General features: G+C 70.4%; 25 protein-coding genes. 10 read left to right on the forward strand and 15 right to left on the reverse strand.

Features of this window, described 5'->3' with window-relative positions:
- Positions 1-13: 13 nt before the first annotated feature.
- The gene (locus KHU32_RS10185; protein ID WP_213669997.1) at positions 14-1,033 is read right to left on the reverse strand and encodes an NADP-dependent oxidoreductase; all 1,020 of its coding nucleotides are present in this window, start codon (positions 1,031-1,033) and stop codon (positions 14-16) included.
- Positions 1,030-2,718 (reverse strand): 3-dehydroquinate synthase, encoded by a 1,689-nt coding sequence (gene aroB, locus KHU32_RS10190; protein ID WP_408887845.1) that lies wholly within the window; start codon positions 2,716-2,718, stop codon positions 1,030-1,032. Before aroB ends, KHU32_RS10185 begins: the two co-directional genes overlap by 4 nt.
- A gap of 52 nt (positions 2,719-2,770) precedes the next feature.
- Between aroB and KHU32_RS10195 the strand changes: the two genes are divergently transcribed.
- The 3 genes from KHU32_RS10195 (at position 2,771) to KHU32_RS10205 (ending at position 4,654) form a co-directional block, all read left to right on the forward strand.
- On the forward strand, positions 2,771-2,917 hold the full coding sequence (locus tag KHU32_RS10195; RefSeq protein WP_213669999.1) for a hypothetical protein: 147 nt from the start codon (positions 2,771-2,773) through the stop codon (positions 2,915-2,917).
- Positions 2,914-3,801 (forward strand): tyrosine recombinase, encoded by an 888-nt coding sequence (locus KHU32_RS10200; protein ID WP_213670000.1) that lies wholly within the window; start codon positions 2,914-2,916, stop codon positions 3,799-3,801. Before KHU32_RS10195 ends, KHU32_RS10200 begins: the two co-directional genes overlap by 4 nt.
- A gap of 76 nt (positions 3,802-3,877) precedes the next feature.
- On the forward strand, positions 3,878-4,654 hold the full coding sequence (locus tag KHU32_RS10205) for a bestrophin-like domain (RefSeq protein ID WP_213670001.1): 777 nt from the start codon (positions 3,878-3,880) through the stop codon (positions 4,652-4,654).
- Positions 4,655-4,667: 13 nt separating this feature from the next.
- On the opposite strand, the gene KHU32_RS10210 is transcribed toward KHU32_RS10205, so the two are convergent.
- Positions 4,668-5,543 (reverse strand): helix-turn-helix domain-containing protein, encoded by an 876-nt coding sequence (locus KHU32_RS10210; protein WP_213670002.1) that lies wholly within the window; start codon positions 5,541-5,543, stop codon positions 4,668-4,670.
- Between the two features lie 173 nt (positions 5,544-5,716).
- Between KHU32_RS10210 and KHU32_RS10215 the strand changes: the two genes are divergently transcribed.
- Positions 5,717-6,886, forward strand: a complete 1,170-nt coding sequence (locus tag KHU32_RS10215) for an amidohydrolase (protein WP_213670003.1) — start codon at positions 5,717-5,719, stop codon at positions 6,884-6,886.
- The gene (locus KHU32_RS10220; RefSeq protein WP_213670004.1) at positions 6,883-7,473 is read left to right on the forward strand and encodes a cysteine dioxygenase family protein; all 591 of its coding nucleotides are present in this window, start codon (positions 6,883-6,885) and stop codon (positions 7,471-7,473) included. The genes KHU32_RS10215 and KHU32_RS10220 overlap by 4 nt, the downstream gene beginning before the upstream one ends.
- Before the next feature lie 152 nt (positions 7,474-7,625).
- Here KHU32_RS10220 and KHU32_RS10225 read toward each other — a convergent pair whose 3' ends face one another.
- The 7 genes from KHU32_RS10225 to KHU32_RS10255 all read right to left on the reverse strand — a co-directional run bounded on the left by KHU32_RS10225 (position 7,626) and on the right by KHU32_RS10255 (position 13,803).
- Entirely contained in the window at positions 7,626-8,420 is a 795-nt protein-coding gene (locus tag KHU32_RS10225) for a CHAP domain-containing protein (RefSeq protein WP_213670005.1), read from the reverse strand.
- A gap of 374 nt (positions 8,421-8,794) precedes the next feature.
- Positions 8,795-9,145, reverse strand: a complete 351-nt coding sequence (locus tag KHU32_RS10230) for a RidA family protein (protein ID WP_213670006.1) — start codon at positions 9,143-9,145, stop codon at positions 8,795-8,797.
- A 45-nt stretch (positions 9,146-9,190) separates the two neighbouring features.
- The gene (locus KHU32_RS10235; RefSeq protein ID WP_249680936.1) at positions 9,191-10,171 is read right to left on the reverse strand and encodes a Gfo/Idh/MocA family protein; all 981 of its coding nucleotides are present in this window, start codon (positions 10,169-10,171) and stop codon (positions 9,191-9,193) included.
- The gene (locus KHU32_RS10240) at positions 10,171-11,472 is read right to left on the reverse strand and encodes an MFS transporter (protein ID WP_213670865.1); all 1,302 of its coding nucleotides are present in this window, start codon (positions 11,470-11,472) and stop codon (positions 10,171-10,173) included. The genes KHU32_RS10235 and KHU32_RS10240 overlap by 1 nt, the downstream gene beginning before the upstream one ends.
- Entirely contained in the window at positions 11,423-11,797 is a 375-nt protein-coding gene (locus KHU32_RS10245; protein ID WP_213670008.1) for a hypothetical protein, read from the reverse strand. Before KHU32_RS10245 ends, KHU32_RS10240 begins: the two co-directional genes overlap by 50 nt.
- A 13-nt stretch (positions 11,798-11,810) precedes the next feature.
- A complete protein-coding gene (locus tag KHU32_RS10250) occupies positions 11,811-12,290 on the reverse strand; it encodes a hypothetical protein (RefSeq protein WP_347265537.1) in 480 nt (159 codons plus the stop codon).
- A gap of 40 nt (positions 12,291-12,330) precedes the next feature.
- Complete coding sequence (locus KHU32_RS10255) at positions 12,331-13,803, reverse strand: SulP family inorganic anion transporter (protein ID WP_213670009.1); 1,473 nt, start codon at positions 13,801-13,803, stop codon at positions 12,331-12,333.
- A 255-nt stretch (positions 13,804-14,058) separates the two neighbouring features.
- Between KHU32_RS10255 and bla the strand changes: the two genes are divergently transcribed.
- From bla to KHU32_RS10270, 3 genes are read left to right on the forward strand one after another with little or no spacing between them, the layout of a single operon-like run.
- On the forward strand, positions 14,059-14,907 hold the full coding sequence (gene bla / locus KHU32_RS10260; protein WP_213670010.1) for a class A beta-lactamase: 849 nt from the start codon (positions 14,059-14,061) through the stop codon (positions 14,905-14,907).
- Between the two features lie 52 nt (positions 14,908-14,959).
- Complete coding sequence (locus KHU32_RS10265) at positions 14,960-16,243, forward strand: amidase (RefSeq protein ID WP_213670011.1); 1,284 nt, start codon at positions 14,960-14,962, stop codon at positions 16,241-16,243.
- Positions 16,236-17,465: a flavin-dependent oxidoreductase gene (locus KHU32_RS10270; RefSeq protein ID WP_213670012.1), complete on the forward strand. Its 1,230-nt coding sequence runs from the start codon at positions 16,236-16,238 to the stop codon at positions 17,463-17,465. The genes KHU32_RS10265 and KHU32_RS10270 overlap by 8 nt, the downstream gene beginning before the upstream one ends.
- Here the strand turns inward: KHU32_RS10270 and KHU32_RS23455 are convergent.
- The 4 genes from KHU32_RS23455 to KHU32_RS10290 form a co-directional block, all read right to left on the reverse strand.
- A complete protein-coding gene (locus KHU32_RS23455) occupies positions 17,434-18,888 on the reverse strand; it encodes a UdgX family uracil-DNA binding protein (RefSeq protein WP_213670013.1) in 1,455 nt (484 codons plus the stop codon). The genes KHU32_RS10270 and KHU32_RS23455 overlap by 32 nt on opposite strands.
- Entirely contained in the window at positions 18,885-20,117 is a 1,233-nt protein-coding gene (locus tag KHU32_RS10280; protein WP_213670014.1) for a putative DNA modification/repair radical SAM protein, read from the reverse strand. Before KHU32_RS10280 ends, KHU32_RS23455 begins: the two co-directional genes overlap by 4 nt.
- A gap of 46 nt (positions 20,118-20,163) precedes the next feature.
- Positions 20,164-20,796, reverse strand: coding sequence for a hypothetical protein (locus KHU32_RS10285; RefSeq protein ID WP_213670015.1), 633 nt, complete (start codon positions 20,794-20,796; stop codon positions 20,164-20,166).
- Between the two features lie 72 nt (positions 20,797-20,868).
- Entirely contained in the window at positions 20,869-21,858 is a 990-nt protein-coding gene (locus KHU32_RS10290; RefSeq protein WP_213670016.1) for a COG3904 family protein, read from the reverse strand.
- Between the two features lie 75 nt (positions 21,859-21,933).
- On the opposite strand from KHU32_RS10290, the gene ltnD reads away from it, so the two are divergent.
- Complete coding sequence (gene ltnD, locus KHU32_RS10295) at positions 21,934-22,839, forward strand: L-threonate dehydrogenase (RefSeq protein ID WP_456315941.1); 906 nt, start codon at positions 21,934-21,936, stop codon at positions 22,837-22,839.
- Between the two features lie 116 nt (positions 22,840-22,955).
- A complete protein-coding gene (locus KHU32_RS10300) occupies positions 22,956-23,165 on the forward strand; it encodes a hypothetical protein (protein ID WP_213670018.1) in 210 nt (69 codons plus the stop codon).
- 384 nt (positions 23,166-23,549) lie between these two features.
- On the opposite strand, the gene KHU32_RS10305 is transcribed toward KHU32_RS10300, so the two are convergent.
- A complete protein-coding gene (locus KHU32_RS10305) occupies positions 23,550-24,284 on the reverse strand; it encodes a hypothetical protein (protein WP_213670019.1) in 735 nt (244 codons plus the stop codon).
- Positions 24,285-24,354: the final 70 nt, after the last annotated feature.

Genomic DNA, 24,354 nt, shown 5'->3' on the forward strand with positions numbered 1-24,354 from the left:
CCGCGCCGCCGGCTCAGTCGATGGCGATGACGAGCTTGCCGAAGTTCTTCCCCTTCAGCAGGCCGATGAAGGCTTCCGGCGCGTTCGGGAGACCCTGCACCACGTCCTCCTTCCAGACGAGCTTCTTGCTCTTCATCAGCCCCAGCACCTCGGCGCGGAACTGCGGGTAGAGCTGCCAGCCCTTGTCGCTGACGATGAAGCCCTGGATGCGCAGCCGCTTGCGCACCACGGGGCCGAGATTCGGCCCGGCAGGCGCGCCCTTCGCGTCGGCGCCCGGGGCCTGGTTGTACTGCGCGATCATGCCGCACATCACCATGCGCCCGAAGTCGCGGAAGCGCGGGAAGACCGCTTCCTGCACATGGCCGCCGACATTCTCCCAATAGACGTCGATGCCCTCGGGGCAGGCAGCGTCGAGCTGCGCATCGAGGTCGCCGCGATGGTCGAGGCAGGCGTCGAAGCCGAGCTCGTCCTTCACGAAGGCGCATTTCGCCGCGCCGCCGGCGATGCCGATCACGCGCGCGCCGCGCGCCTTGGCGATCTGGCCGGCCACCTGGCCCACCGCGCCGGAGGCCGCGCTGATGACGACCGTCTCGCCCGCCTTCGGCTCGCCGATCTCCTCCAGCCCGTACCAGGCCGTCAGCCCCGGCATGCCGAGCACGCCGAGATTGGCCGAGAGCGGCGCCTCCGCCGGATCCACCTTGCGCAGGCGCGCGGCCTCGACGGCGCAGAAGCGCTGCCAGCCATAGCCGCCCATCACCGTGTCGCCGGCCTTGAAGTCCGGATGGTTGGAGGCCACGACCTCGCCGACCGTCATGCCCTCCATCACCGCGCCGAGCTCGACGGGCTTTGAATAGCTCTTCGCGTCGCTCATCCGGCCGCGCATATAGGGGTCGAGGCTGAGGAAGCGCGCGCGCACCAGCACCTCACCCGGGCCGGGGGACGGCACGGCCGTCTCCACGATCTCGAAATCGTCGGCCACCGGTTCGCCCACGGGGCGCCGGCGCAGCAGGACCTGGAGATTCTTTTCGCTCATGGGGCGCATCCTTCGTCGGTGAGCAGCGTGCGGACCATCTCTTCGGACACCCCGCTCTCGGTGAATACATCGCCGGGCGCGCGCAGCAGCACGAAGCGCATCGCGCCGTCCCGGGCCTTCTTGTCCGCGCGCATGCGCGCCATCAGCCGGCCGATGGAGAAGCGGCGAGGCAGGTCGGCGATCCGCACCGGCAGGCCGACCTCGCGCAGATGCTCGCGCACCCGGCCCGGCATCTCCTGCGAGCAGAGCCCGAGGCGCGCGGAAAGCTCGGTCGCGAGACCGAGGCCGATCGCCACCGCCTCGCCATGCAGCAGCTGGCCGCTATAGCCGCACTCAGCCTCCAGCGCGTGGCCGAAGGTGTGGCCCAGGTTGAGCAGGGCCCGGCCGCCCTCGGCCTTGGTCTCGAACTCGTCCTCGGTAACGACGGCGGATTTCAGCTTGCAGCTTTCCAGCACCGCATGGGCCAGCGCCTCGGGATCGCCCTTCATCGCGCGCGGCCCGTCCGTCTCGCACCAGTCCCAGAGCGGGCCCTGCAGCAGTCCATGCTTAGCGACCTCGGCCCAGCCGGCGCGCAGCTCGCGGATCGGCAGCGTGCGCAGCACGGAGGTATCGGCCAGCACCAGCTTCGGCTGATGGAAGGCGCCGACCAGGTTCTTGCCCTGCGAGGTGTTGATGCCCGTCTTGCCGCCGACCGAGCTGTCGACCTGGGCGAGCAGGGTGGTCGGGCACTGCACGAAGGGCAGGCCGCGCAGCACCGAGGCGGCCGCGTAGCCCGCCAGGTCGCCGACGACGCCGCCGCCCAGCGCCAGCACCGCCAGCCGCCGATCGGCCTTGGCGGAAAGGGTCTGGTCCACCACGCGCTCGAAATGCTGGAAGGATTTACTGGCCTCGCCCGGCGGCACGAGGATTTCCGCCGCCACGGTGAAGCCCGCATCGGCCAGTGATTCGCGCAGCGTGGGCAGGTGCAGCGGCGCCACGGACTGGTCGCTGACGATGACGACGCGCCGGCCCTCCAGCCGCTGCGCCATCTCGGCGCCGGCGCGTCGCAGCACGCCCTCGCCGATCACGATGTCGTAGGCCTTCTGCGAGAGCGCGACGCGCAGGCGCTCGGGCGGCCGATGGGCCGCGATGGCGTCGGCCGCGCGGCGGGTGGTCACGTCGGGATGTTCGTCGGAACAGAGAAGGGTCACATCGGCCTCAGCATAGGCGGGGTGGCGCGCGGTCATCAGGCGCTCCAGCACCTCGCGCGGATCGGCATTCACGAACATCGGCCGGTGGTCCCGGCCGACGACACGGCGCAGGAGAGTGGAAAGCCGGCATTTCAGCCAAACGGAGGTCGCCCCCGATTCGCGCACGACGCAGCGCGTGCTCGAATCGGCGAAGGCGCCGCCGCCGGTGGCCAGCACCAGCGGCTCGGACCCGTTCAGCAGGCGCGAAATGACGCGCCTTTCCCCCTCGCGGAAATGCGCCTCGCCGTAGCGTGCGAAGATCTCGGAGATGGGAATGCCCGCGGCCGCCTCGATCTCGGTATCGGCGTCGCGGAAGGGGATGCCCCAATGGGCGGCCAGGCGGCGGCCGATGGAGGACTTTCCGGCGCCGGGCATGCCGACGAGCACGACGCTGCCCTTCGGCTGGCGTTGCGGGATGCTGGAAGCGGTTTCGGGCTGGGCGAGGTTGCGTGACACGGTCCGCAAAGGTAGCACAGCCTCCCATCAGCGCGAGGGGACGCCTTACTCCATGTTCCGACGGCCGCTTCTCACTCTTCTCTTCATCCTTGTCGTGATCGGCGGGCTCGGGCTGCTGGCGCTCGGCGCCTTCCCGCCCGCGGTGAACACGGTGCCGGTTGAACGGACCCTGCCCAACGACCGCTTCCAGGTGCGGTGAGCCCCTATCTCGAATCCTTCCTGGAGATGATGTCCGCCGAACGCGGCGCCTCTCCCAATACCCTGCTCGCCTATCGGGCCGACCTGGTCGACGCGCTCGGATATCTCGGCGCGGGGGCCGAGAAGGCGGGGCCCGACGAGCTGCGCGCCTGGCTCGCGACCCAGGCGGGCTTCTCGGCGCGCACCCAGGCGCGGCGGCTTTCGTCGCTGCGGCAATTCTATCGCTTCATCGCCCGCGAGGGCCTGCGCACCGACGACCCGACCGAGCTGCTCGACAGCCCCAAGGCGCCGGCCTCGCTTCCCAAGGCGTTGAGCGAGGCCGACATCGCGCAGCTCATCGAGGGCGCGTCGAAGCTGCCCACGGCGCAATCCGCCATCGCGACCGCCGCCATCGAGCTGCTTTACGCTTCGGGTCTGCGCGTGACGGAGCTGGTCACGCTGCCGGCCGGCATGCTGCGCGCGGAGGAGCCGCTGGTGACCGTGCGCGGCAAGGGCCAGAAGGAGCGACTGGTTCCGATCTCGCGCCGGGCGCGGGAGGCGGCCGCCGCGGCACAGGCCACGCTGAAGCCGCTGGGGAAGGGCAGGGTGACCGCGCGGAAATGGCTGCTGCCCTCGCGCGGCGCCAATGGCCATCTGACGCGCCAGGGCGTGGGGCTGCTGCTGAAGCAGGCGGCGCTGGCCGGGGGGCTGGACCCCGCCAAGGTGAGCCCGCACGTGCTGCGCCATTCCTTCGCGACGCATCTCCTTTCGCGGGGCGCCGACCTGCGGGCGCTGCAGACCCTGCTTGGCCACGCCGATATCGCGACGACGCAGATCTACACGCGCGTCCTCGAGGAGCGGCTGCGCGCGGTGGTCGAGGAGCACCATCCGCTGGCGCGAGGCTGAGCCCGCCGGCCGATCCGATACCGCCCCACGTGTTTCGGCTTGCGCCCCGGCTTTCCCGGGAGGCAGGCTTCGCCTGATGCTGCTTCCCGTGCTCCTGGCCATCGGCGCCATTGTCTTTGCCGCTGGCCTCGGCGTCGCGATCTACCGCCTGTCGCACCGTTTCTGGCCGGCCACCGACCGGGACGGGATGGACCTCACCTCGGTCATCATCGTCCGCATCGGCATCCTGCACGCGCTGATCGTGGCGCTCGCCTTCACCGAGGTGAAGCAGAACGAGATGCATGCGCGCCAGCTCGTGGCCGAGGAGGCCGTGACGGTGGCCAATGTCTTCTACGACCTGGAGCGGTTCAACGAGGCAGTGACCTTGCCGGCGCGGCAGCTCGTGGTCCGCTATGCGCGCGACGTCGTCCATGGCGACTGGCCGGAGCTCGCGGCGCGCGGGCGGCTCAGCGAGCAGGCCTGGACCAGCTGGCGCGTGCTGCTCGAATCCGTGCTGGCCCTGGAGCCGCGGGACCGGCGGCAGAACCTCATCCATGCGCGAATGCTGGAAAACACCTGGAAGCTGGAGGAGCAGCGGCAGCGGCGAGGCTCGGACGCCCATGCCGCGCCGCATCCGGTCTTCTGGTTCACCTCGATCGCCGGGCTGATGGTCATCTGCGCCTGCCTCGCGCCCTATCCGGCGCGCCGCTCGACCGAGCTGCTGGTCGCGGCCTTCTCCGGCTTCACCGGCGTGGTGGTCTATTTCGCCTACGACGTGACGACGCCGTTCAACGGGCTATGGCCCCTGACGCCGGCCGGCCTGCTGGATTTCCTTCAGCAGGCCCGACCCGCCGCGGTGCTGGCGGGGCTCTGAGCCCCGCGCCGGCTCAGCCGAGGCTGGCGCTGATCAGCTCCCGCACGCGCGCGGCCGCTTCCGCGCCCTTGATGGAATCGCGCCACATGGCCTCGGCCACGCGCTGGTGGATGGCGACGGCTTCCTCGGCGGCGGTGATGCCGGCGACGCCCGAGGAGACGGAAGGAGGCGTGTCGGCCGGTATGGGCGCCGTCACGACATGCGCGCGCTCCCGCCCGCGCAGGACCATGAACGGCGCGGAAGGCTGGGGGCCGGTCGCCAAGCCGAGCTGGAGGCCGATCGGCACGCTTTCCATCAACACGGCCATTGCCTCCGCCTCCTGCTGGGCGGCTATGCGGGCCCGGGCGCGCGTCGCCTCCGGGACGGGAAGGCCGGCGCCCACGCCCTCGGTCAGCAGGGTCCGCAGGGCGGCCTCGCCCAGCACGGCGATGATGGTCGGCCGCTTCTGGGCATAGAGCCGCTTGCGCGAGGTCAGGGCGCCAAGACCCTGTTCGACCTGGGAGATGGCGGCGGCGCGCTCGGGGCCGGCCGGGACGGACTGAGTCCAGGCTTCCGCCACGGCGCCCTCCATCGCTTCGCCCGTCAGGGGCCAGCAATAGGCGCCGCCGACGAGGAGGATCTGGTCGGCCTGCTCCTCGAGGCCGCGCAGGCGTTCCTGGAAGGCGGCGGGTCGGGCGAAATACTCGATGCCGATGCCGAGCAATGACAGCGGCGAGACCTTGAGGAGTTCGGCGAGACGGCGAATGGTCTCGAGCTTGATGACCTCGCCCTTCTCGTAGCGGTACAGGGCAGCCCGCGAAACGCCGAGTCGCGCGGCGATTTCTTCGGCGCGCATCCCCGATTCCATCCGATAGGCCCGCAATTGCTGCCCGATATCGGCGAATTTCATATATTCAGCCCCGTTGCCTGCCTCAATACTGCGAAGATACAACCCTGAGGCGGTACATCTATCGACACGACATCATAGTATCGAGATCGATCCTCGCCCCACAAGACTTGGATCAAAAATCGTCACGCCGATTGGATACCCCACCGATTCAATTCGTCCTAGGCTCCCCAGCCATGGATCAAGACCTTCATACAACCGTCACCGGTTGGCGCCGCCACCTCCACGCAAACCCCGGCCTCACGCTGGATGAGGGCGAGACAGCCGCCTTCGTGGTCGAGAAGCTGAAGTCTCTCGGCGTCACCGAGATCGCGACCGATGTGGGCGGCCACGGCGTCGTCGCCACGCTGCGGCGGGAGGCCAGCGGCGTCGGCGGCAACCGGAGCGTCGGCCTGCGCGCCGACATGGACGCCCTGCCGATCCAGGAGGCGGACGAGACCCTGCCGCATCGCAGCCGCAAGCCGGGCGTGATGCATGCCTGCGGGCATGACGGCCACACGGCCGCCCTGCTGGGTGCCGCGGCGCTGCTCCAGGCCGACAAGTCCTGGGCGGGCACGGTCCAGCTGGTCTTCCAGCCGGCGGAAGAGGGCGGCAACGGCGCCCGCAAGATGATCGCCGACGGGCTGTTCAAGCGCTTCCCGATGGATCGCATCTTTGGCTGGCACAACTGGCCGAGCCTCGAGGCCGGCACGATCGCCGTGCATGAAAGCGCCGTGATGGCCGCCGGTGCGCGCTTCGACATCACCTTCGACGGCCATGCCGGCCACGCCGCCCTGCCGCACATGACCAAGGACCCCATGCTGGGCGCCGGTCATGCCATCGTCGCCCTGCAGTCGATCATCGGCCGCAACGTCGATCCGATGAAGGCCGGCGTGGTCAGCGTCACCATGGCCGCCGTCGGCGAGGCGCAGAACCAGGTGCCGGCCCGCGCGATCCTGAAGGGCACGGCCCGCTGGCTGGACGCCGCGGTGGGCGACCTGATCGAGGCGCGCATGAACGAGATCGCGCAGGGCATCGCCCTGGCCTTCGGCCTGACGGCCAAGGTCAACTTCAACCGGGGCGTGCCCGTCACGGCCAATCATCCGGCCGAGCGCGAGACCGCGGCGGAAGCGGCGGCGACCGTGACCCGCGTCACCCGCGACCTCCTGCCGGCCATGACCGGCGAGGACTTCTCCTGGTTCCTGCACGAGGTGCCCGGCGCCTTCGTCTGGATCGGCAATGGCCCCGCAGAGGGCGGCCGCGAGCTTCACCACCCGTCGTATGACTTCAACGACGCAATATTGCCCGCCGCCTCCGGCTTCCTCGCTGCCGTGGCGAAGCGGGCGCTTGGAGACGGCCCAACATGACGAACATCTCCCGCCTTCGCGGCTTCATCCAGGACATGACCAGGCTGGCCGGCGAAAACCCGGCCGAGGAGCGCTGGCTGGAGGAGGGGGCCGCGCTGCTGCGCGGCCTCGTCTCGCATGACGACTGGCTGCCGGCGGCCCTTGCCGAGCCCGGTCCGAGCTACCGGCAGTACCTCCTGCACTGCGACCCGCTCGAGCGCTTCAGCGTCGTCAGCTTCGTCTGGGGCATCGGCCAGCGCACGCCGGTTCATAACCACAAGGTCTGGGGCCTGGTCGGCATGCTGCGCGGCTCCGAGGTCAGCGTGACGATGCATCCGGAGCCGGGTGGCCCCATGCGGACGGGCGAGGTGGATCACCTCAAGCCCGGCGAGGTGGTGGGTGTCGGCTCCGGCGAGGAGGACATCCACTGGGTGGAGAATGCGGTGGCCGACAAGCCGTCCATCTCCATCCATGTCTATGGCGGCAATATCGGCGCGATCGAGCGCCATACCTTCAATCCCGAGACGAGCGCGCGGAAGCGCTTCGTCTCCGGCTATACGAATGCCGAGGTCCCCAATCTCTGGGACCGTTCGGCCGAGATGGCCTGAGCGATCGCTCGCGGGACCGGATGGTTCAGGCCGTCCGGTCCCGCTGCCTTGGCCATCCGATCTGGGCAGCCCCTGTTCCCGTCTTCAGCACGAATCAAAAACGCGATCGTCGCCCGACGATCGCGTTTTGAAACCGTGGATGCGGTTGATCGTTAACGAGGCGAGCGGGGCGCCTGGGCCACGCGGACCGGCTGGCCGGTGCGGGCAGAGACGGCGGTGCCCTGGGTGCGACGGGCGGCGGTGCGGTTGGCGGTCTGGGTGCGCGCCGGGCGGGCGGCCTGGGCCTGGCGGGACGTGCCGCGGGCGCCGTGGCTGATGGTGGTGCGGGTCGAATAGGTGACGGGGCGGACCATGTCGTCCACGCCAGCCATATAGCTGCTGGCCGGGCGGTTATGGATGAAGCCGTCGGTCGGATACTCGCGGCCGAAATTCTCCGAGGTCCAGCCCACCTGCACGCGCACGCGGGTCCAGGAATTGTCGTCCGAGACGTCCATCACGCGGACATTGCGCATCACGGTGCCGCGGCGGATGCCGGGGCCGCCCCAGTTGGCGTGGTCGATCTCGATCATGCGGGGCTGGACGATGCGGGAGACGACCGCCACGTGGCCCATGCGCATGCCGCCCGAGCTGCGGAAGGAAAGCACCGAGCCGACCTGCGGGCGCTGGCCGCGGGCATACTGGCCGGCCGAATTAGCCCACCAGTCACCGCCGTTGCCGGAGATCTGCATGCCGGTGATCGAGCGGGCGTAGGGAACGCAGGAGATCCCGCCACCGCCGCCAGCGCGGGCACGGGACTGACGGGTGTTGCGGGCGGCGCCGCGCGGGGACTGATTGGCGGAGCTGCGCGCTTCGGAGCGGGTGTCACCACGGGCGGCTTCGGCTTGCGGAACGAAAGGAGCAGCAACAAGCAGGAGGCCCATGGCGATCACGGTGATCCGAAGTCGCATGCAGTCGTCTCCTGGTGCGGTGCCCAAAAAAGAAAATCGGCGGGGCGTGCAACCGGGTATCCAGGCCCCCGGCGCAGGTCGCAACCACGGAAAGCGATACATGGCGAAACCTGCCGTGATTCGTTGATATAGACCCTGACCTAAACGAAAAATCAGGACGAAAATCCCAGTTTCGACCCCGGATCGATACTGGGCCACAGTGTTGCGGCAAATCTGCCACAGGGGATTCCCAGGTGATTCTCGGATGCCGCCAGCAACATTCCGGAACGACGGGCGGGGTGGCGAGGCAAGCCGCAACGAAAAAGGGCGCCGGGCAGTGATGCCCGGCGCCCCTCATTCGTCATATTCGCAGATTACTGTTCTGTGAATACCGATTACTTGCAGGCGGTGACCATAATCTCGACCAGGTGGCGCGGATCGGCCATGTTGGCCTGCACGCAGGCGCGCGCCGGACGGCCGGCATCGCCCAGCCACTCCACCCACACCTTGTTCATCGCCTCGCGGTCGCGGATGTCCTTCAGCCAGATCTGGGCCTGGAGGAGGCGCGTCGTGTCGGTGCCGTTCGCCTCGAGCAGGGCGTTGATCTTGGCGACGACCTGCTTGGTCTGGCCGGTGATGTCCTGGCTCAGGTCATCGGCGGTGATGCCGGCACAGAAGACGAAGTTGTGGTACTCGACCGCGCTGCTGAGGATCTGGTTGCTGCCGGTACGGTTGATCTTGCTCATCGCTTCCTTCTTCTCCTGCTTTAGGATGGTCAGTGGTGTAGCGGCTCAGGCCGGGACCGCATAGGCGCTGCCCGAGGCGGCGGCCCCGATCATCGTCTCGAAAACGGCCACGCCATGGATCGCCTCGTCGAGGGGCAGGGGGTATTCCGGCCCGCCGGCCACGGCCGCCGCGAAGGCCTCCAGCTCGGCCCGCTCGATATCGGTGACGGGATAGTCGCGCGTCCATTCCTCCCCGCCCTCGCGGGCGCGGAAGAAGAGCTGCTCGTGGCCGCGCAGCTCCACCAGCCCGTCCGAGCCGAAGAGCGCGCAGCGCCAGTAGCGCGTCGCGGCGCCGAGCGTCGCGAAGGTGCAGGTGGCGCCGCTCTCTAGCGTGGCGAGCATCGCCGTCGTGTCGTCGATCGTGTCCAGCACGCGGGCCTTGCTCAGCACCCGCACATCCTGGAAGCGGCCGGCCAGGCTGATGATCAGGTCGATCATGTGGATGCCCATGCCGCCCATGCCGCCGAGCGGGCTTTCCGCACGATCCGCACGCCAGCCGCCCGGCTGGAAGGTGAAGCCGCCGGGGCCGCTGAACTGGCCCTCGACATGCAGCAGCGTGCCGAGCTTGCCGGAGGCGAGGATGGACTTCATCTCGGCCACCGCCGGCAGGAAGCGGCGGTTGTGGCCGAGCGCCATCACCACGCCCGCCTTCCGGCAGGCGTCGACCGCGGCCTGGGCACTGGCCTGGGTGAGCGTGAAGGGCTTCTCGACGAAGACGTGCTTGCCGGCCGCGGCGGCGGCGATCACCTGCTCGGCATGCTGCGCGTGCGGCGTGGCCAGCACGATCGCGCCGATGGAGCGATCGGCCAGGATGGGCTCCAGCCCGTCATGCAGGGTGATGCCCTTCTCTGCCGCGTAGCCGCGGGCCTTGTCCGGCGTTCCGGTGCAGCCGGCGACGAAGCGGATGCCGCTGCCGTTCTTTCCCTGCACGCTGTCGACCAGCGTGCGGCCCCAGCGGCCCATTCCGATAATCGCGGCGTCGAGCATCACGTACCTCCGGCTTCAGATGGATGTTCAAGATGTTTGGCCCAGGCGCGCATATGCATCAGGCCCCAGACGGAAACCCCCATGGCGAGGAAGGCGACGGCGAGCGTGGGCAGCCGCATGCCGAAGGCCTCGCCCGACAGGCCCAGGACGAGCGCGCCGAGGGCAGGGCAAGCCCGGGTGATCAGGCCCCAGAGTGCCAGCGTCCTGCCGCGCATGCGGGTCAGCGCGGCCGATTGCACGAGCGTCTGCGTCGAGATGCCATGCGCGCTCGAACAGGCGCCGTAAAGCGCGCCGCAGAGCACCGCGAAGGGGAAGTAGCTCGTCGCCACGAAGGCCACGAGCACCACCGCCTGCGCGGCCGCCGCCATGACGGCGATGCGCGTCGTGCCCGTCAGCCGCCCGCGCGAGGCGACCATGATGCCGCTCATCAGCGCGCCCACCCCGATCGCGCCCGTCAGCAGGGCAAGGCCGCCGGGGCCCTGGTGGAACAGCCGCTCGACGAAGGGCGGCAGCACTTCCTGGACGCCACGCAATAGGATGGCGGTGATGCCGGCGAAGGTCAGGATGGGGCCGATCCCGGGATGGGCCGCGGCATACCGGATGCCCTCCAGCATCTCGGAGAGCAGCGAACCCTCCGGCGGATGGCCGCGCCGGTGGATGGGATTGATCCGGAGCATCGGCAGCGTCAGCGTCGCGACCGTATAGGCCACGACGTTGCAGAGGATGGCGGGCACCACGCCCCAGACCGCGACCATCGGCCCCGCGACGGCGGGCCCGAGGAAGCGGGCCACGTTGAAGCAGAGCGAGTTGCAGGCGACGGCGGCCGGCAGGTCCGCCCGGGGAACCAGGCCGGGCATGACGGCCTGCCGCGCGGGCTGGGCGAAGCTCTGGGCGATGCCGCCCATCAGTTCGAAGGCGATCAGCGCCATCACGCTGATATGGCCCGTCGCCGTCAGGGTGGCGGTGCACAGGGCGGCGGCCGCGACCGCCAGCTGGGCGATCATGGTCAGCTTCACGCGGTCCATGCGGTCGGCGACGGCACCGGCGATGGGGCTGAAGATGACGGCCGGCGCCAGGTCCGCGAAGGCGACCATGCCGACCCAGAAGGCGGAGCCGCTGAGCTCCCAGGCGAGCCACATCACCGCGATGCGGTGCATCCACAGCCCGCTCCAGGCTGTCAGGCTCGCGGTGAAGAAGATCCTGGCGTCGCGATGGGAAAGGGCGCGAGTGATCGCGCCGAAAGGTCCCAGGTCAGGACCTCGGCCGGGTTCCGGCGGGGGGCGGGGCGCTGCGGGGGGCAGGCTGCGGCATGCTGGCCTGGGTATTGGCGCGGATGCATTCCTGCACCTCGCGGTCGAACTGGAAGCGGCGGCCCAGGCGGTCGGTCTGCATGGCCTGGCTGGCCGAGACGGTTTCCGAGCCGAGGCGGCTGTCGCGTTCGTCCTCGCGCATCAGCTGGCCGCGATCCTGGCGCTGGATGCGCCGCGCCGTTTCCTCCCGGCAGGCCTGCGCGACCTGCGGATTGGTGCGGATGGAGTCGCCGGGATCCGCCTGGCGGATGAGCGGCGTGTTGTTACAGGCGGACAGGAGGAGAAGGGGTAGGAGAAGGGCTGCGGCGCGCGACATGGTTCGGCTTTCGTCAGGCGGGCGGGACGGCCCTGGGAAGACTGCGCGCCAACATGGCACGCATCGCCGCTTCGTCGAAGCGTCCCGTCGCATCGAGAGGTGCACAGGCTGCCGCGGCGAGCAGCGCCGGCTGGAATTCCGCCCCATCCGGGCCGATCGTGAACATCCCCCGCGTCCAGGAAGCACGGCCCAGAAGCTCCACCAGCGCGAGGAGCCGGAGGCAGAGCGCCAGCCCCGGCAGCGAATCGACTCCGGAATGACGCGACATGGCTTCCGCCCAGCTCGCCGCATCGGGGTCGTTCAGCGCGATCTCGACGCCGTCGGCGAAGGCCAGCAGCCGCGCGGGGCCCCACAGCCCGGCCGCGGCGGCCGAGCGCGCGACCTCCCAGGCGATCTCCAGCGCCGCCGGCGCCACGGCCGGCAGGCTTTCGGCCGCGACGTCGATCTCATGGCGCAGGGCGCCGGTCGGAAGTTCGATGGTGGTGATGCTCACCCCCTGAATGTCGTGCTTCGACCCGCGGCTGGACAGGGCCTCAATGTCCCGGTCCGGGAATGGCGCCCGGCTTGTCGTGCAGGCCCAGCCGGTCGACCAGGCTGCGGCTCGCCTCGTTCAGCCCGATGATCTCGACCGGCACGCCATGGTGGCGGAACTTCAGCACCACGCGGTCCAGCGCATTCACCGCCGTCAGGTCCCAGAAATGCGCGGCATGCACATCGATCACGACGCGCGACGGTTCCTCGCGGAAGTCGAAGCCGGCGATGAAGGCCTCGGCCGTCGCGAAGAAGATCTGGCCGGTGACGCGATAGCGCCGCGCGCCCTCCCGCAGCTCCGAGCTCACGGAGAAGAAGCGCGACACCTTCTGCGCGAAGAACAGGCCGCTCAAGACCACGCCGACCAGCACGCCCTGCGCGAGGTCATGCGTCCAGACGACGGTGGCGACGGTCGCGACCATGACGATGCTGGAACTGGTCGGATGCGTCACGAGGCTCTTCAAGGAGGCCCAGCGGAAGGTGTTGATCGAGACCATGACCATCACGGCGACCAGCGCGCCCATCGGGATCCGCGCGACCCAGGGGCCCAGCACCACGCAGAGGAAGAGCAGCAGCGCCCCCGCCCAAAGGCAGGACAGCCGGCCCCGCCCGCCGGAGGAAACGTTGATCACCGACTGGCCGATCATGGCGCAGCCGGCCATGCCGCCGAAGAAGCCGGTGACGAAGTTCGCGATGCCCTGGCCGCGGCATTCGCGGTTCTTGTCGGAGCCCGTATCGGTCATCTCGTCGACGATGGCCGCCGTCATCAGGCTCTCCAGCAGGCCGACCATGGCGAGGGTGAGCGAATAGGGCAGGATGATGCGCAGCGTCTCGAGGGTGAGCGGCACGTCGGGCAGGGCGAAGGCGGGGAATTCCGAGGGCAGCGCGCCCATGTCGCCGACCGTCCGCAGATCGAGGCCGAAGCCCAGGCACAGCGCCGTCATCGCCACGATGGCGACGAGCGGCGAGGGGACCGCCTTCGTCAGCCGCGGCAGGAGGTAGATGATGGCGAGGCTGCCCGCGACCATGGCGTAGGTGCCCCAGCCGCGGCCGATGAGCTCAGGCAGCTGCGCCATGAAGATCAGGATGGCGAGCGCGTTCACGAAGCCCGTGATCACCGAGCGCGAGACGAAGCGCATGAAGTCGCCCAGCCGCAAGAGGCCAGCGGCGAACTGGATCACGCCCGTCAGCACCGTCGCGGCCAGCATGAAGCCGATGCCGTGATCGCGCACGAGCGAGACGAGGACCACCGCCATCGCCGCCGTCGCGGCCGAGATCATGGCCGGGCGGCCGCCGGCGATGGCCGTGATCACCGCGATGCAGAAGGAGGCGTAGAGGCCGAACTTCGGATCGACGCCGGCGATGATGGAGAAGGCGATGGCTTCCGGGATCAGGGCGAGCGCGACGACGGTGCCGGCCAGGAGGTCGCGCGTGATATGCGGCGACCACTCGGCGCGAAGGCGGGAGAGGGACATGTGTGAAATTTCGGGAAGGAGCCGATCGGGCGAGACAGGTCGGGCCCACGTCGCCTGGGGACGCGCGGGCGGGGTCTTGCGGTCGGCGCCCCTCAGGGCGGCGTGGGCCGGGTGTGGTTCACGATCACGCAACGACCCTAGGCGCCGCAGGTCCATGCCGCAACCTCGCGCGGCGCCGGGGAGAGAGTATATGAACCGCGCGGAGCGCCCGCGCCCGGGCGGCCTGCGACGACCGCGGCAAAGGGGAAGCACCCGATGAACCATTCGACGACGCGCCGGCTATTGACGGCCGGGCTGGCCGGTCTGGCCGCGACGCCGGCACTGGCGGCCGGAAATCCCCTGGCCGCGCTGGAGCGCCGCGACGGCGGGCGGCTGCATGTCTTCGCGCTGGACACCGGCTCGGGCCGCAACCTGGCGCACCGCTCCACGGATCGCGTGCTGATGTGCAGCACCTTCAAGGCCCTGCTGGCCGCCGCTGTTCTGGCGCGCGTCGATGCGGGGCAGGAGGCGCTGAACCGCCGCGTGCCCATCCGCCCGGAGGATCTGCTGGAATACGCTCCCGTCGCGCGGGCGCATGCCGCCGCGGGTGGGGCCTCGGTCGAGGTGCTGGCCGAGGGGATGGTCGGGCTCAGCGACAACACGGCCGCGAACCTGCTGCTGCCCTCGGTCGGTGATCCGGCCGGGCTGACGCGCTGGCTGCGAGGCATCGGCGATCCCCTCACGCGGCTGGATCGCAACGAGCCGGGGCTGAACCATCCCTCCGGCGAGCTCGACACCACGACGCCACGCCGGATGGCGGAGACGCTGGGCGCGATCCTGCTGGGGCCGGTGCTGGCCGCGCCCTCGCGTGAGCGGCTGGAAGGCTGGATGGCCGCGAGCCCGACCGGCCGTGCCCGTCTGCGCGCGGGAATGCCGGAGGGATGGCGCGTGGCGGACAAGACGGGCACCGGCGGCAGCTGGGCCAATGTGGTGGCGCTGGTGCGGCCGCCGGGCCGCGCGCCGGTCCTCGTATCGTCCTTCTACGACGTTTCGAACGTCCCGGCCGCGAAGCGCGACGGCGTGCATCGCGAGGTGGGGCGGATCGTCGCGGAATGGCTGGGCTGACGGGCCTCCGGCCGGTTCCCGCGCCGGAGATTTGGTCCTAGCCTCCGCGGCCATGACCGATCCCACGACGCTCTCCGCCTCCGAAGCCGCCGCGCGCGTCGCCGCCGGCAAGCTCAGCGCCACGGCCCTCGCCGAGGCCATGCTGGACCGCATCGCCGCGCGCGAGCCGGTCGTGCGCGCCTTCACGCATCTCGATCCCACGCTGATGCGCCAGCAGGCGGCCAGCGTGGACGCGGCCATCAAGGCGGGGCGGAAGCCGCGGCTGGCCGGGCTCTTCCTCGGCGTGAAGGACGTGCTCGATACCTGGGACCAGCCCTCGGAATACGGCTCGCCCATCTGGGCCGGCCATCGCCCGAAGAGCGATGCGTCCTGCGTCGCCCTCGCGCGGCGCGCCGGCGCGGTGCTGGCCAAGACCGTCACGACGGAATTCGCGACGCGCCGCCCGGGCCCGACCACCAATCCGCACAATCCCGGCCACACGCCCGGCGGCTCCTCCTCCGGCTCGGCCGCGGGCGTGGGCGCGGGGATGCTGCACCTGGCCTTTGCCACGCAGACGGCCGGCTCGATCATCCGGCCCGCGGCCTTCTGCGGCGTCGTGGGCTTCAAGCCGAGCTGGGGCACGCTCCAGCGCATCGGCATGAAGGTGATGAGCGAGAGCCTGGACACCATCGGCCTCATGGGGCGCAGCGTGGCCGACGTGGCGCTGGGCATGACGGCGTTGACGGGGCTGGACCACGGCCCCGCCCGGCCCGGCAAGCCGCCGCGCCTCGCGCTGATCCTCGGCCCGACCGCGCATCTGGCCGCGCCCGAGACGCTGGCGCTGATGGACCGCGTGGTGGAGGCCGCCCGTGCCAAGGGGGCGACGGTCACGCCCGTCGAGCTCGGCGAGCCCTTCAAGGAAGCGCTGGCGCTGCATCCGCACGTCATGAACATGGAAAGCGCCGAGGCGCTGGGCTGGGAGCTGGACCATGCGCGGGACGGGCTCAGCCCCATCCTGAACGAGCGCATGAGCTGGGCGCAGGGCGAGCCCCACGCGAAGCTGGCCGAGGGCCGTGCCGCCTTCGCCGCCGCGCAGGCGGCCTTCGCCGCGGCGGTCGCGGGCTACGACGCCGTGCTGACGCCCTCCGCCCCCGGCGAGGCGCCGGCGGGCATCGCCGCCACGGGCGAGCCGCACTTCAACACCCTCTGGACGCTGCTGCACACGCCGGCCGTGACGGTGCCGGCCGGCACGGGTCCCAAGGGCCTGCCGCTCGGCGCGCAGATCGTGGCGCCGCGCGGGCAGGACCTCGCGGCGCTCACCTGGGCGGAATGGTTGCATGAGGCCATCCATGCCTAGGATCCTCATCGCCGGCGGCGGGATCGGCGGGCTGACGACGGCGCTCGCCCTCCAGGCCGCGGGCTTCGAGCCCCATGTCTTCGAGGCGGTGGCCGAGCTGCGGCCGCTGGGCGTCGGCATCAACCTGCTGCCCCATGCCGTGCGCGAGCTGACCGAGCTCGGCCTCGACGAGGCGCTGGCCGGCATCGGCGTCGCGACGCGGGAGCTGCGCTACGTCAGCGCCCATGGGCAGGAAATCTGGCGCGAGGATCGCGGCCGCGCGGCGGGCTATCGCTGGCCGCAATACAGCGTGCATCGCGGCGCCCTGCAGATGCTGCTGGCCGAGGTGTGCCGCGCGCGCGGCATCCCCGTCCTCGCCGGTCATCGCGTCACGCATTTCAAGCAGGATGCCGACCGGGTCACGGCGCATTTCGAGGGCGGCGCCAGTGCGGAAGGCGCGGCGCTGATCGGGGCGGACGGCATTCATTCCGCCGTGCGCGCGCATTTCGCCCCGGGCGAGGGCGCGCCGTCCTGGCAGGGGGCCATCCTCTGGCGCGGGACGACGGTGGCCGCGCCCTTCCTGACGGGCGCGACCATGGTCCAGGCCGGGCATCACGACCAGAAGTTCGTCTGCTACCCGATCCGCCACCTGCCCGACGGGCGGGTGCTGACCAACTGGATCGCGGAGCGGCGCGTCGATCCCTCGCAGGGCTTCCAGCGCGAGGACTGGAACCGCGAGGCGGATCGCGGTCGCTTCCTGCCGCATTACGAATCCTGGAATTGGGGCTGGCTCGACGTGCCGGGCCTGATCCGCGGCGCCGAGCGCGTGCTGGAATACCCGATGGTGGACCGCGACCCGCTGGACCGCTGGACCGACGGTCGCGTCACGCTGCTGGGCGACGCGGCGCATCCCATGTACCCGATCGGCTCCAACGGCGCGTCCCAGGCGATCCTGGATGCCCGGCAGCTGGCGCTGCACCTGGCGCGGGAGGGGCTCCCGGATGGGTTGCTGGCCTACGAGGAGGCGCGGCGCCCGCCCACGGCGAAGCTGACCCTGGCCAATCGTGCGCTCGGCCCGGATCTCATCCTCGAGGAGGTGCATCGCCGCGCGCCGGGCGGCTTCGCCGACCTGGATGCGGTGATCAGCCGCCAGGAGCTCGAGGAGACCTCGGCCAACTACAAGAAGCTCGCCGGCTTCGATCCCGCGCTGCTCAACGAGCGGGAGAGCTGGTCGGTGCGCTGAGCCAGTTCCGCGCGGCCGCCAGATCCTCGCGGAAACGGATCGTCTCCTGCTCGCGCGCCCGGGCATCGGGCAGGCGCAGCAGGTAGGAGGGGTGGACGGTCGCGAGCATGGCCGGGCCGGCGGGCAGGGCCTGCACGCGCCCGCGCAGATCGGCCAGCTTCTGCGCGCGCCCCGTGAGCGCCAGGACGGCAGTGCGGCCCATCGCGACGACCAGCCGCGGCCGTACCAGCGCCATCTCCTGTCCGAGCCACCAGCGGCACTGCTCCACCTCCGCGCTGTTCGGCGACTGGTGGAGGCGGCGCTTGCCGCGCAGCTCGTATTTGAAGTGCTTCACCGCATTGGTGACATAGGCCGTTCCACGATCGATCCCGGCGTGGCGCATCGCCTCGTCGAAGACCTGACCGGCGGGGCCGACGAAGGGGCGGCCCTGGAGATCCTCGTGATCGCCCGGCTGCTCGCCCACGATCATGAGCTCCGCCCGGTCCGGCCCTTCGCCGAAGACGGTCTGGGTCGCGTGGCAATGCAGCGGGCAGCGCGTGCAGCTGCGCGCTTCCTCCCGGAGGCCGGCGAGGCCTTCGGCGGTGGAGGTCGGCTCGGCCGTGGCCCGGGCCTGGAGACGCTCGTGGAAGAGCGGCGGCCGCCGCATTTCCTGCTCCGCCATCGCCGCCACCCGCGCCGGGGTCTGAGCGATGAGGTCGGGGATCAGCGCGGCCTCCGGCAGGTTGGCCCAGTACTTCTTCGGCATCTCCGACAGCATCGCCTTCACCTTCAGCCGGGCCGGATTGAAGATGTTCGCGTAGTAGGTAAGCCACAGCTCGTCGGTCGGGTCGGCGAGGTCCGGCTTGCGCGCCGGCTCCTCGCTGACGCTGAGGGTGCCGTCGGTCAGTGAGGCCGAGCCCCGCGGCGTCAGGATCATCCAGTCCATGTCGCCGAAGCGCCGCGCGAAGAAGGGCGCGGTATGCGCGACGATGTGATGCTCCGGCTCGAACCAGGCGATGAAGCGCCGGCGCGCGCCTTCCGCCTGCGGCGCCTCGCGGAAGCGGACGAAGGCCGTCATCTTATGCGCGTCGCGCCGAACGGCTTTCTCAAGTCGCCGCGCCGCCACGACGTCGGCATCCATTGCGTCCGAGAGGAGATGCCGCTCGGCCTGCAGCCGCGCGATGAGGCGATAGAGCAGCCCGAAGCGCGCCGGATCGGAATGGCAGATCACGGCTTCCGCCAGTTCGAGGAAGGCGGGCGGGACGCGGGGCGGCGGCATGACGGGCGGGGGAGGCGCCGTGTTCTCCTCCAGCAGCGAGGCTCCGGCATCGCCGGCCCGCCAATCCACCTCCTGCGGCGGGATGCCGCCCAGCAGCAGGTCTCGCGCCGCGTCCCGCCATCCGGCGAAATCGGCAGCGCCGCCGAGCCGGACCGTGTGCCTCACAGCAGGGTCAGCTGCTCAGGGGGTGGACGCAGAAGGGCGCCGAGATCGTCGCGGTCGATGAGCGTGAGCGGCGTCCAATCCGCCGTCACGATGAAGGGCCGCACCTTGGCCAGGGAGACGCGCAGCCGGCCCAGATCCTCCAGTCGGATGCGCCGATGCCGCCGGGTCGCGAGGATGGCCGCCACCGCCTTGGTGCCGAAGCCGGGCACGCGCAGCAGCATCTCGCGCGCCGCCCGGTTCACGTCGACCGGGAAGTCCTCGCGATGGGCCAGCGCCCAGGCCAGCTTGGGATCGAGGTCGAGGTCCAGCATGCCGTCCGGGCGTGCCGCCGTGATCTCCTCGATCCCGAAGCCGTAGAAGCGGAAGAGCCAATCGGCCTGGTACAGCCGGTGCTCGCGCATCAAGGGCGGCTTCTGCGGCGGCAGGCGCGAGGAGGCGTCGGGGATGGGGCTGAAGCCCGAATAGTAGACGCGCCTGAGGCCGTAGCTCCCGTAGAGCCGTCCGCTGGTGGCGAGGATGGTCGCGTCGTTCGCCTCGTCGGCGCCCACGATCATCTGCGTGGACTGGCCGGCCGGCGCGAAGCGCTGGCGCTTCCTCGTGCGCATCGTCGGCTCGCTCGCTTCCTCGATCTTCGTGCGCAGCGCCGCCATGGCGCGGCGGATGCCCTGGGGGCGCTTCTCCGGCGCGAGGCTCGCGAGCCCCGCATCGGTCGGCATCTCGACATTGATCGAGAGGCGGTCGGCGTAAAGGCCGGCCTCCTCAATGAGGGCGGGCGAGGCCTCGGGGATGGATTTGAGGTGGATGTAGCCGCGGAAGCCGTGCGTCGTGCGGAGCTCGCGCACCACCCGCACCATCTCCTCCATCGTGTGGTCGGAGGAGCGGATGATCCCGGAGGAAAGGAACAGCCCCTCGATGTAGTTGCGCCGGTAGAATTCCAGCGTCAGCCAGACGACCTCCTCCGGCGTGAAGCGCGCGCGCTCCACATTGCTGGAGGAGCGGTTGATGCAATAGGCGCAGTCGTAGATGCAGAAGTTGGTCAGCAGGACCTTCAGCAGCGAGATGCAGCGGCCGTCCGGCGCATAGGCGTGGCAGATGCCCGATCCCTCGGTCGAGCCCAGGCCGCCGGATTTCGAGGAATCGCGCCGCTCGGTGCCGCTGGAGGCACAGGAGGCGTCGTACTTTGCCGCGTCCGAAAGGATCGCGAGCCGTTCCCGCAGCGAGCGTGGCATGATCGATGTTTACTATATGTTCTGCGCCGCGCCGGCAAGAATCATCTCACTTCGGCGAGATCCTGCCGGGGCGGGGAGGCGCGCTTGGCATGCCCCGTCGATAGGCGATGCCGAGCTCGGCGAGCTGGCCGGGGCGCAGGCTGTTCAGCTCCAGCATGCGGCCGGGCGAAGCCTCGGTGAGGACGCCGATCTGGAAGTCGTTCAGGCCAAGCTGGCCGAGATAGGCGCCGACCAGCGCATTGCCTGAACTGCTGACGCGCCCGGCGCCGCGCCCGCGCGGCGGCGCTGTGGATGCGGCGTGGAATCCGACCCGCGCTCCCTCGCCAAGCCAGCGCTCCTCGCCGGCGAGCCAGATGAGGCCGCAGGCGGAAAAGCAGATGGACCGGTTCGGTACGACGGTCTGGAGCCCTCGCGCGCGGATCAGCCGGCCGATGGCAACGCCCGACTGGATGATGCCGCCGGGGCTGTCGAGAAAGACCAGCGGCCTTGCGCCCGCCTGGGCCAGCGCCAGGGGAAAGGCGGCCTCGGTCTCCTCCATGATGGGCCCGGAGATGACGATGATGTTGCGGCCCGCGAAGCGCTCGATCGAGACGCGGGGCGCCTCCGGCGGCGGCGAGGGCGGCACGGCGCCGGCCACCTTCGGCAGGACGAGCAGGAGGAGCGCGACGGCGAGACGCATGGCGGCAGGATAGAGCAGGCCGGTGTGCGCCGCACACCCTCCCTTTTGGCGGACCCGTAGGGGGTGGATTGGCTATCGGCGCCGCATGGTGAGCGGCGCGCATTCCTCCGGCCCGGAAACCCGGGCGGCGAAGGTGTCGCCGGAGACGGTGCCCGTCATCGACACCGGCTGGCCGCGCTGCGGCGTGGCAGTGGCGCCGTCCGAGGCGAGGCGGATGGAGCCGTTCTGCTGCCGCTCCCCGCGCAGGCGGTAACGGCTGCGCGGGTTCGCGGGCGCGCCGGGCGAAGGGGTGACGTCGAATTTCACCAGGAAGCGATTGCCCTCGTCGCGCACGGACATGCGGGCGTTGACGCTGGGGAAGCCCTTGCCGCACTGGATCTGACCGACCCAGATACCGCCGAAGCCCCCCGGCGCGCCGACGGCCGCCGTGCTGGCGGGTGCTGTGCCCGGGGAGGAGGGCAGGGCCATGGCGGTTTGGCGGACCGAAACGCCGTTCTGCTCGAACTGGTTCGGCTTCACCACGACCATCTGGTTGGGCGGGGCGGAGGTGAAGAGGCGAATAGCGCCGTCATTATAGCCGAGGCGGCTGAGATAGGCGCCGATCACCGCATTGCCCGCGCTGCTGACCATGCCCGGGCCGCCCTGCTGCGCCACATAGGCGGCGTGGAAGCCGATGGCGGCGCGCTGCCCGATATGCCGCTCGGTGCCGGCGAGCCAGATCAGCGAACAGGCGGAGAAGCAGCGGGCGCGGTCCGGCACATAGGTCTGGAGCCGGTTCTCCCGGATGAGACGGCCGATGCTCAGGGCCGGCACCAGGGAGCCGCCATCGCTGCTCAGCACCACGCGGGCCCCGCGATTGGCCGAGACGGCCGACCTGAAGGCGCTTTCCGTCTCGGGCGCGATGCGGCCGGAGACCACGATGCTGGCAACATTGCCCGCGCGCGCGACGTAGACCTGGGCCGGGGGCGTCTGGGCCTGGGTGGTCTGGGCCTGGGTACTCTGGGCAAGGGTCACGGTGGGCGCCAAGCTGGCCAGCAGGCCGCCCAGGACGAGGCGAGGCATTTGCATGCCTCAAAAGGTATGTCCTTGACGGCGGATGGAGCAAGGGGTGGGAAGGATTCGGCGATGAAATGCGCGGTGATTGGGCTCGGCAGCATGGGCGGCGGGGCTGCGGCCAGCGCGCTGCGGGCGGGCCTCGACGTGACGGGCGTGGACCCGAGCGAGGCGGCGCGGGGAGCCTTCGGCAACCGGGCCGTGGCCCGCGGCGCCGACCTCGAGGAGGGTCAGGCGGCGGTGCTGGTGCTGACGGTGAATGCGGCGCAGGCGCGGGCGGCGCTGTTCGGCGAAAGCGGTGCTGCGCAGCGCCTCGCGCCGGGCGGCGTCGTGGTGTGCTCGGCGACCATGGCGCCGGCGGAGGCGCGGCTGCTGGCGGCGGAAGCGGCGGAGCGCGGGCTGCTCTACCTCGATGCCCCGGTCTCGGGCGGCGCCGTGGCGGCGCGCGAGGGGCGGATGACGGTGATGGCCAGCGGTTCCGACGCCGCCTTTGCCGCGGCCAGGCCTCTGCTCGATGCGGTGGCGGGAAAGGTGTGGAGCCTCGGCGCGGAACCGGGGCAGGGGGCGGCGATGAAGGTCGTGCACCAGCTCCTGGCCGGCGTGCACATCGCCGCGGCGGCGGAGGCCATGGCGCTGGCCCTGCGCGCCGGGCTGGATCCGCACACGGTCTATGACGTGGTGAACGGGGCGGCGGGCGCTTCCTGGATGTTCAAGAACCGCATGGCGCATGTGCTGGCCGGCGACGACACGCCGCTCTCGGCTGGGGACATCTTCGTGAAGGACCTTGGCCTGGTCGAGACGATGGCCCGCGAGGCGTCCCTGCCGGTGCCGCTGGCGGCGCAGGCGCTGCAGCTCTTCGTGGCGCAGCGGGCGATCGGGCAGGGCGGCCGCGACGACGCCTTCGTGCTGCGCGTCTGGCAGGCGATCGCCGGCTTCGCGCTGCCTGGCGAGGAAGGGGGCGCCGCGCCAAGGACCGATCCGCAGGCCTGAGGCGAGCGGGCTGGGTGCGCGGGCAGGCATCCTGCTCGGCGCCTTGGCCCGTCGAGGGGGCGGCTCACAGGGCTGCGGGGAAGCGTTCCGGGCTCTCCCGGAGAAGAGAACAAAACATGAAAAACCGCTTGTGGACGGCAGATGTTCGTGTTTTGATCTCTCCTATGAGCACGACATTCTCCTATGATGACCTGCACATCCAGCCGAGGCCGCGGCTCACCCGCATGGCGGCACGGCGGCCGCTATCCCTGGTGATACAACTCCCTCTGGCGGCCGCTGCGGGCTTCATTCTCGCCTGGGCCTTGGCGCGCTTCCTCATCGGTTGATCCGCGCGAAGCGCGCAGGTGCTCGAGGAAGCGCGGGGGGCTTGCTGGGCGCACAGCTTTGTCAGCGCTGAAGCGCTTTGTGCACCGTGATGAGGCCGATCCCAGCCTTGTCGTGATAACGCGATCCGACGATACGCCTCGCTTGGCGGGGCTTTGCGCCCGGACCATCTAGGTCAGCGGCGGAGCGGCTCAATCCCGTCGCTGTGCTAACAGGCTGATCTCGTTCCGTTTCCTCGACACATGCCTGATTTTATGGAAGTTGCGCGTCACGTCGGCAGCTCTGCGTGAGTGGTGCGGAGAGCGCCGGCACCACACGCGGTACTTCTTCTGATGATTCGATCTTTCGGCGGGGCTGATCGGGACGCGAGGCGTCCCGCACCGCGTTCAGCGGCAGCCCAGCTCACCACCATGGCAGGCGAAGCGGCCGCTCGCCATCAGTGTCGATTCCTCGATGTCCTTGTCGACCAGGACGAAACCGACGCCCATGGCGGGGCCGGAGGGGTCGGCCAGGCCCGGAACCTCGTCGGCCTCGCTCTCCGAGGTCGCCATGACCTCCAGGAAGACGCCCTCGCGCGTGTCGGGGCGCCAGCGACGGCGCCAGACATTGCGCGGCATGCCGCGGATCTGTTCCGCCCAGCTCTCCGTCTGCAGGGGCGGGCCCAGGCCCAGCGCTACCGTGCGGAAGATCTCCGTCACGCTGCTCCGGCCGGGCAGCCGCTCGAAGGCTTCGATACGGCTCACCCGCCCGCCGCGCATCGGGTCGCTGGTGAAGACCACGCGAATCGCGCTGCAGACCATGGAAGCCGCGCGGGGCAGGCAATCATCATCCTCGGGCACGGCGATGACCACGCGGCTCATCCCATTGGGCAGCGGCTGCGCGGCTTCAACGTGAAGGCCGCCGGCAGAGATCAGCACCGCCATCGCATCAGGTTCCGGGCCATCGAGTTCCAGGCGCCGCGCGATCTCGAAGAGACGCAGCGAGGGCAGGCCCGACACCGCGGAACTGCCCGTGACCGCCGGGCTCGTGGCCGTCTGGGCGGTAGCCAGGGCGGGCAGAAGGCCCAGCGCACCCATGACGGTGAATTCCGCCAGCCGAAGCGTTCTGGAAAGCGTTCTCATGCTCATCCTCTGAGACTAGGGGAAAGCCGCGGCGATTTCACGGCAGGGGCCGCTTCTGGCTCCCATGCGC

It is taken from the genome of Roseococcus pinisoli (assembly GCF_018413645.1).
GTDB lineage: Bacteria > Pseudomonadota > Alphaproteobacteria > Acetobacterales > Acetobacteraceae > Roseococcus > Roseococcus pinisoli.

What these genes read in the sequence shown, in the direction of transcription:
- KHU32_RS10195 (WP_213669999.1), top strand. Translation starts at nt 2,771, where the DNA reads ATGTTCCGACGGCCGCTTCTCACTCTTCTCTTCATCCTTGTCGTGATC.
- bla (WP_213670010.1), top strand. Translation starts at nt 14,059, where the DNA reads ATGAACCATTCGACGACGCGCCGGCTATTGACGGCCGGGCTGGCCGGT.
- KHU32_RS10305 (WP_213670019.1), bottom strand. Translation starts at nt 24,284, where the DNA reads ATGAGAACGCTTTCCAGAACGCTTCGGCTGGCGGAATTCACCGTCATG.
- KHU32_RS10210 (WP_213670002.1), bottom strand. Translation starts at nt 5,543, where the DNA reads ATGAAATTCGCCGATATCGGGCAGCAATTGCGGGCCTATCGGATGGAA.
- KHU32_RS10245 (WP_213670008.1), bottom strand. Translation starts at nt 11,797, where the DNA reads ATGTCGCGCGCCGCAGCCCTTCTCCTACCCCTTCTCCTCCTGTCCGCC.
- KHU32_RS10290 (WP_213670016.1), bottom strand. Translation starts at nt 21,858, where the DNA reads ATGCCTCGCCTCGTCCTGGGCGGCCTGCTGGCCAGCTTGGCGCCCACC.
- KHU32_RS10285 (WP_213670015.1), bottom strand. Translation starts at nt 20,796, where the DNA reads ATGCGTCTCGCCGTCGCGCTCCTCCTGCTCGTCCTGCCGAAGGTGGCC.
- KHU32_RS10185 (WP_213669997.1), bottom strand. Translation starts at nt 1,033, where the DNA reads ATGAGCGAAAAGAATCTCCAGGTCCTGCTGCGCCGGCGCCCCGTGGGC.
- KHU32_RS10255 (WP_213670009.1), bottom strand. Translation starts at nt 13,803, where the DNA reads ATGTCCCTCTCCCGCCTTCGCGCCGAGTGGTCGCCGCATATCACGCGC.
- KHU32_RS10265 (WP_213670011.1), top strand. Translation starts at nt 14,960, where the DNA reads ATGACCGATCCCACGACGCTCTCCGCCTCCGAAGCCGCCGCGCGCGTC.
- KHU32_RS10300 (WP_213670018.1), top strand. Translation starts at nt 22,956, where the DNA reads ATGAAAAACCGCTTGTGGACGGCAGATGTTCGTGTTTTGATCTCTCCT.
- KHU32_RS10235 (WP_249680936.1), bottom strand. Translation starts at nt 10,171, where the DNA reads ATGCTCGACGCCGCGATTATCGGAATGGGCCGCTGGGGCCGCACGCTG.
- KHU32_RS10270 (WP_213670012.1), top strand. Translation starts at nt 16,236, where the DNA reads ATGCCTAGGATCCTCATCGCCGGCGGCGGGATCGGCGGGCTGACGACG.
- KHU32_RS10230 (WP_213670006.1), bottom strand. Translation starts at nt 9,145, where the DNA reads ATGAGCAAGATCAACCGTACCGGCAGCAACCAGATCCTCAGCAGCGCG.
- KHU32_RS10225 (WP_213670005.1), bottom strand. Translation starts at nt 8,420, where the DNA reads ATGCGACTTCGGATCACCGTGATCGCCATGGGCCTCCTGCTTGTTGCT.
- KHU32_RS10280 (WP_213670014.1), bottom strand. Translation starts at nt 20,117, where the DNA reads ATGCCACGCTCGCTGCGGGAACGGCTCGCGATCCTTTCGGACGCGGCA.
- KHU32_RS10215 (WP_213670003.1), top strand. Translation starts at nt 5,717, where the DNA reads ATGGATCAAGACCTTCATACAACCGTCACCGGTTGGCGCCGCCACCTC.
- KHU32_RS10205 (WP_213670001.1), top strand. Translation starts at nt 3,878, where the DNA reads ATGCTGCTTCCCGTGCTCCTGGCCATCGGCGCCATTGTCTTTGCCGCT.
- KHU32_RS10220 (WP_213670004.1), top strand. Translation starts at nt 6,883, where the DNA reads ATGACGAACATCTCCCGCCTTCGCGGCTTCATCCAGGACATGACCAGG.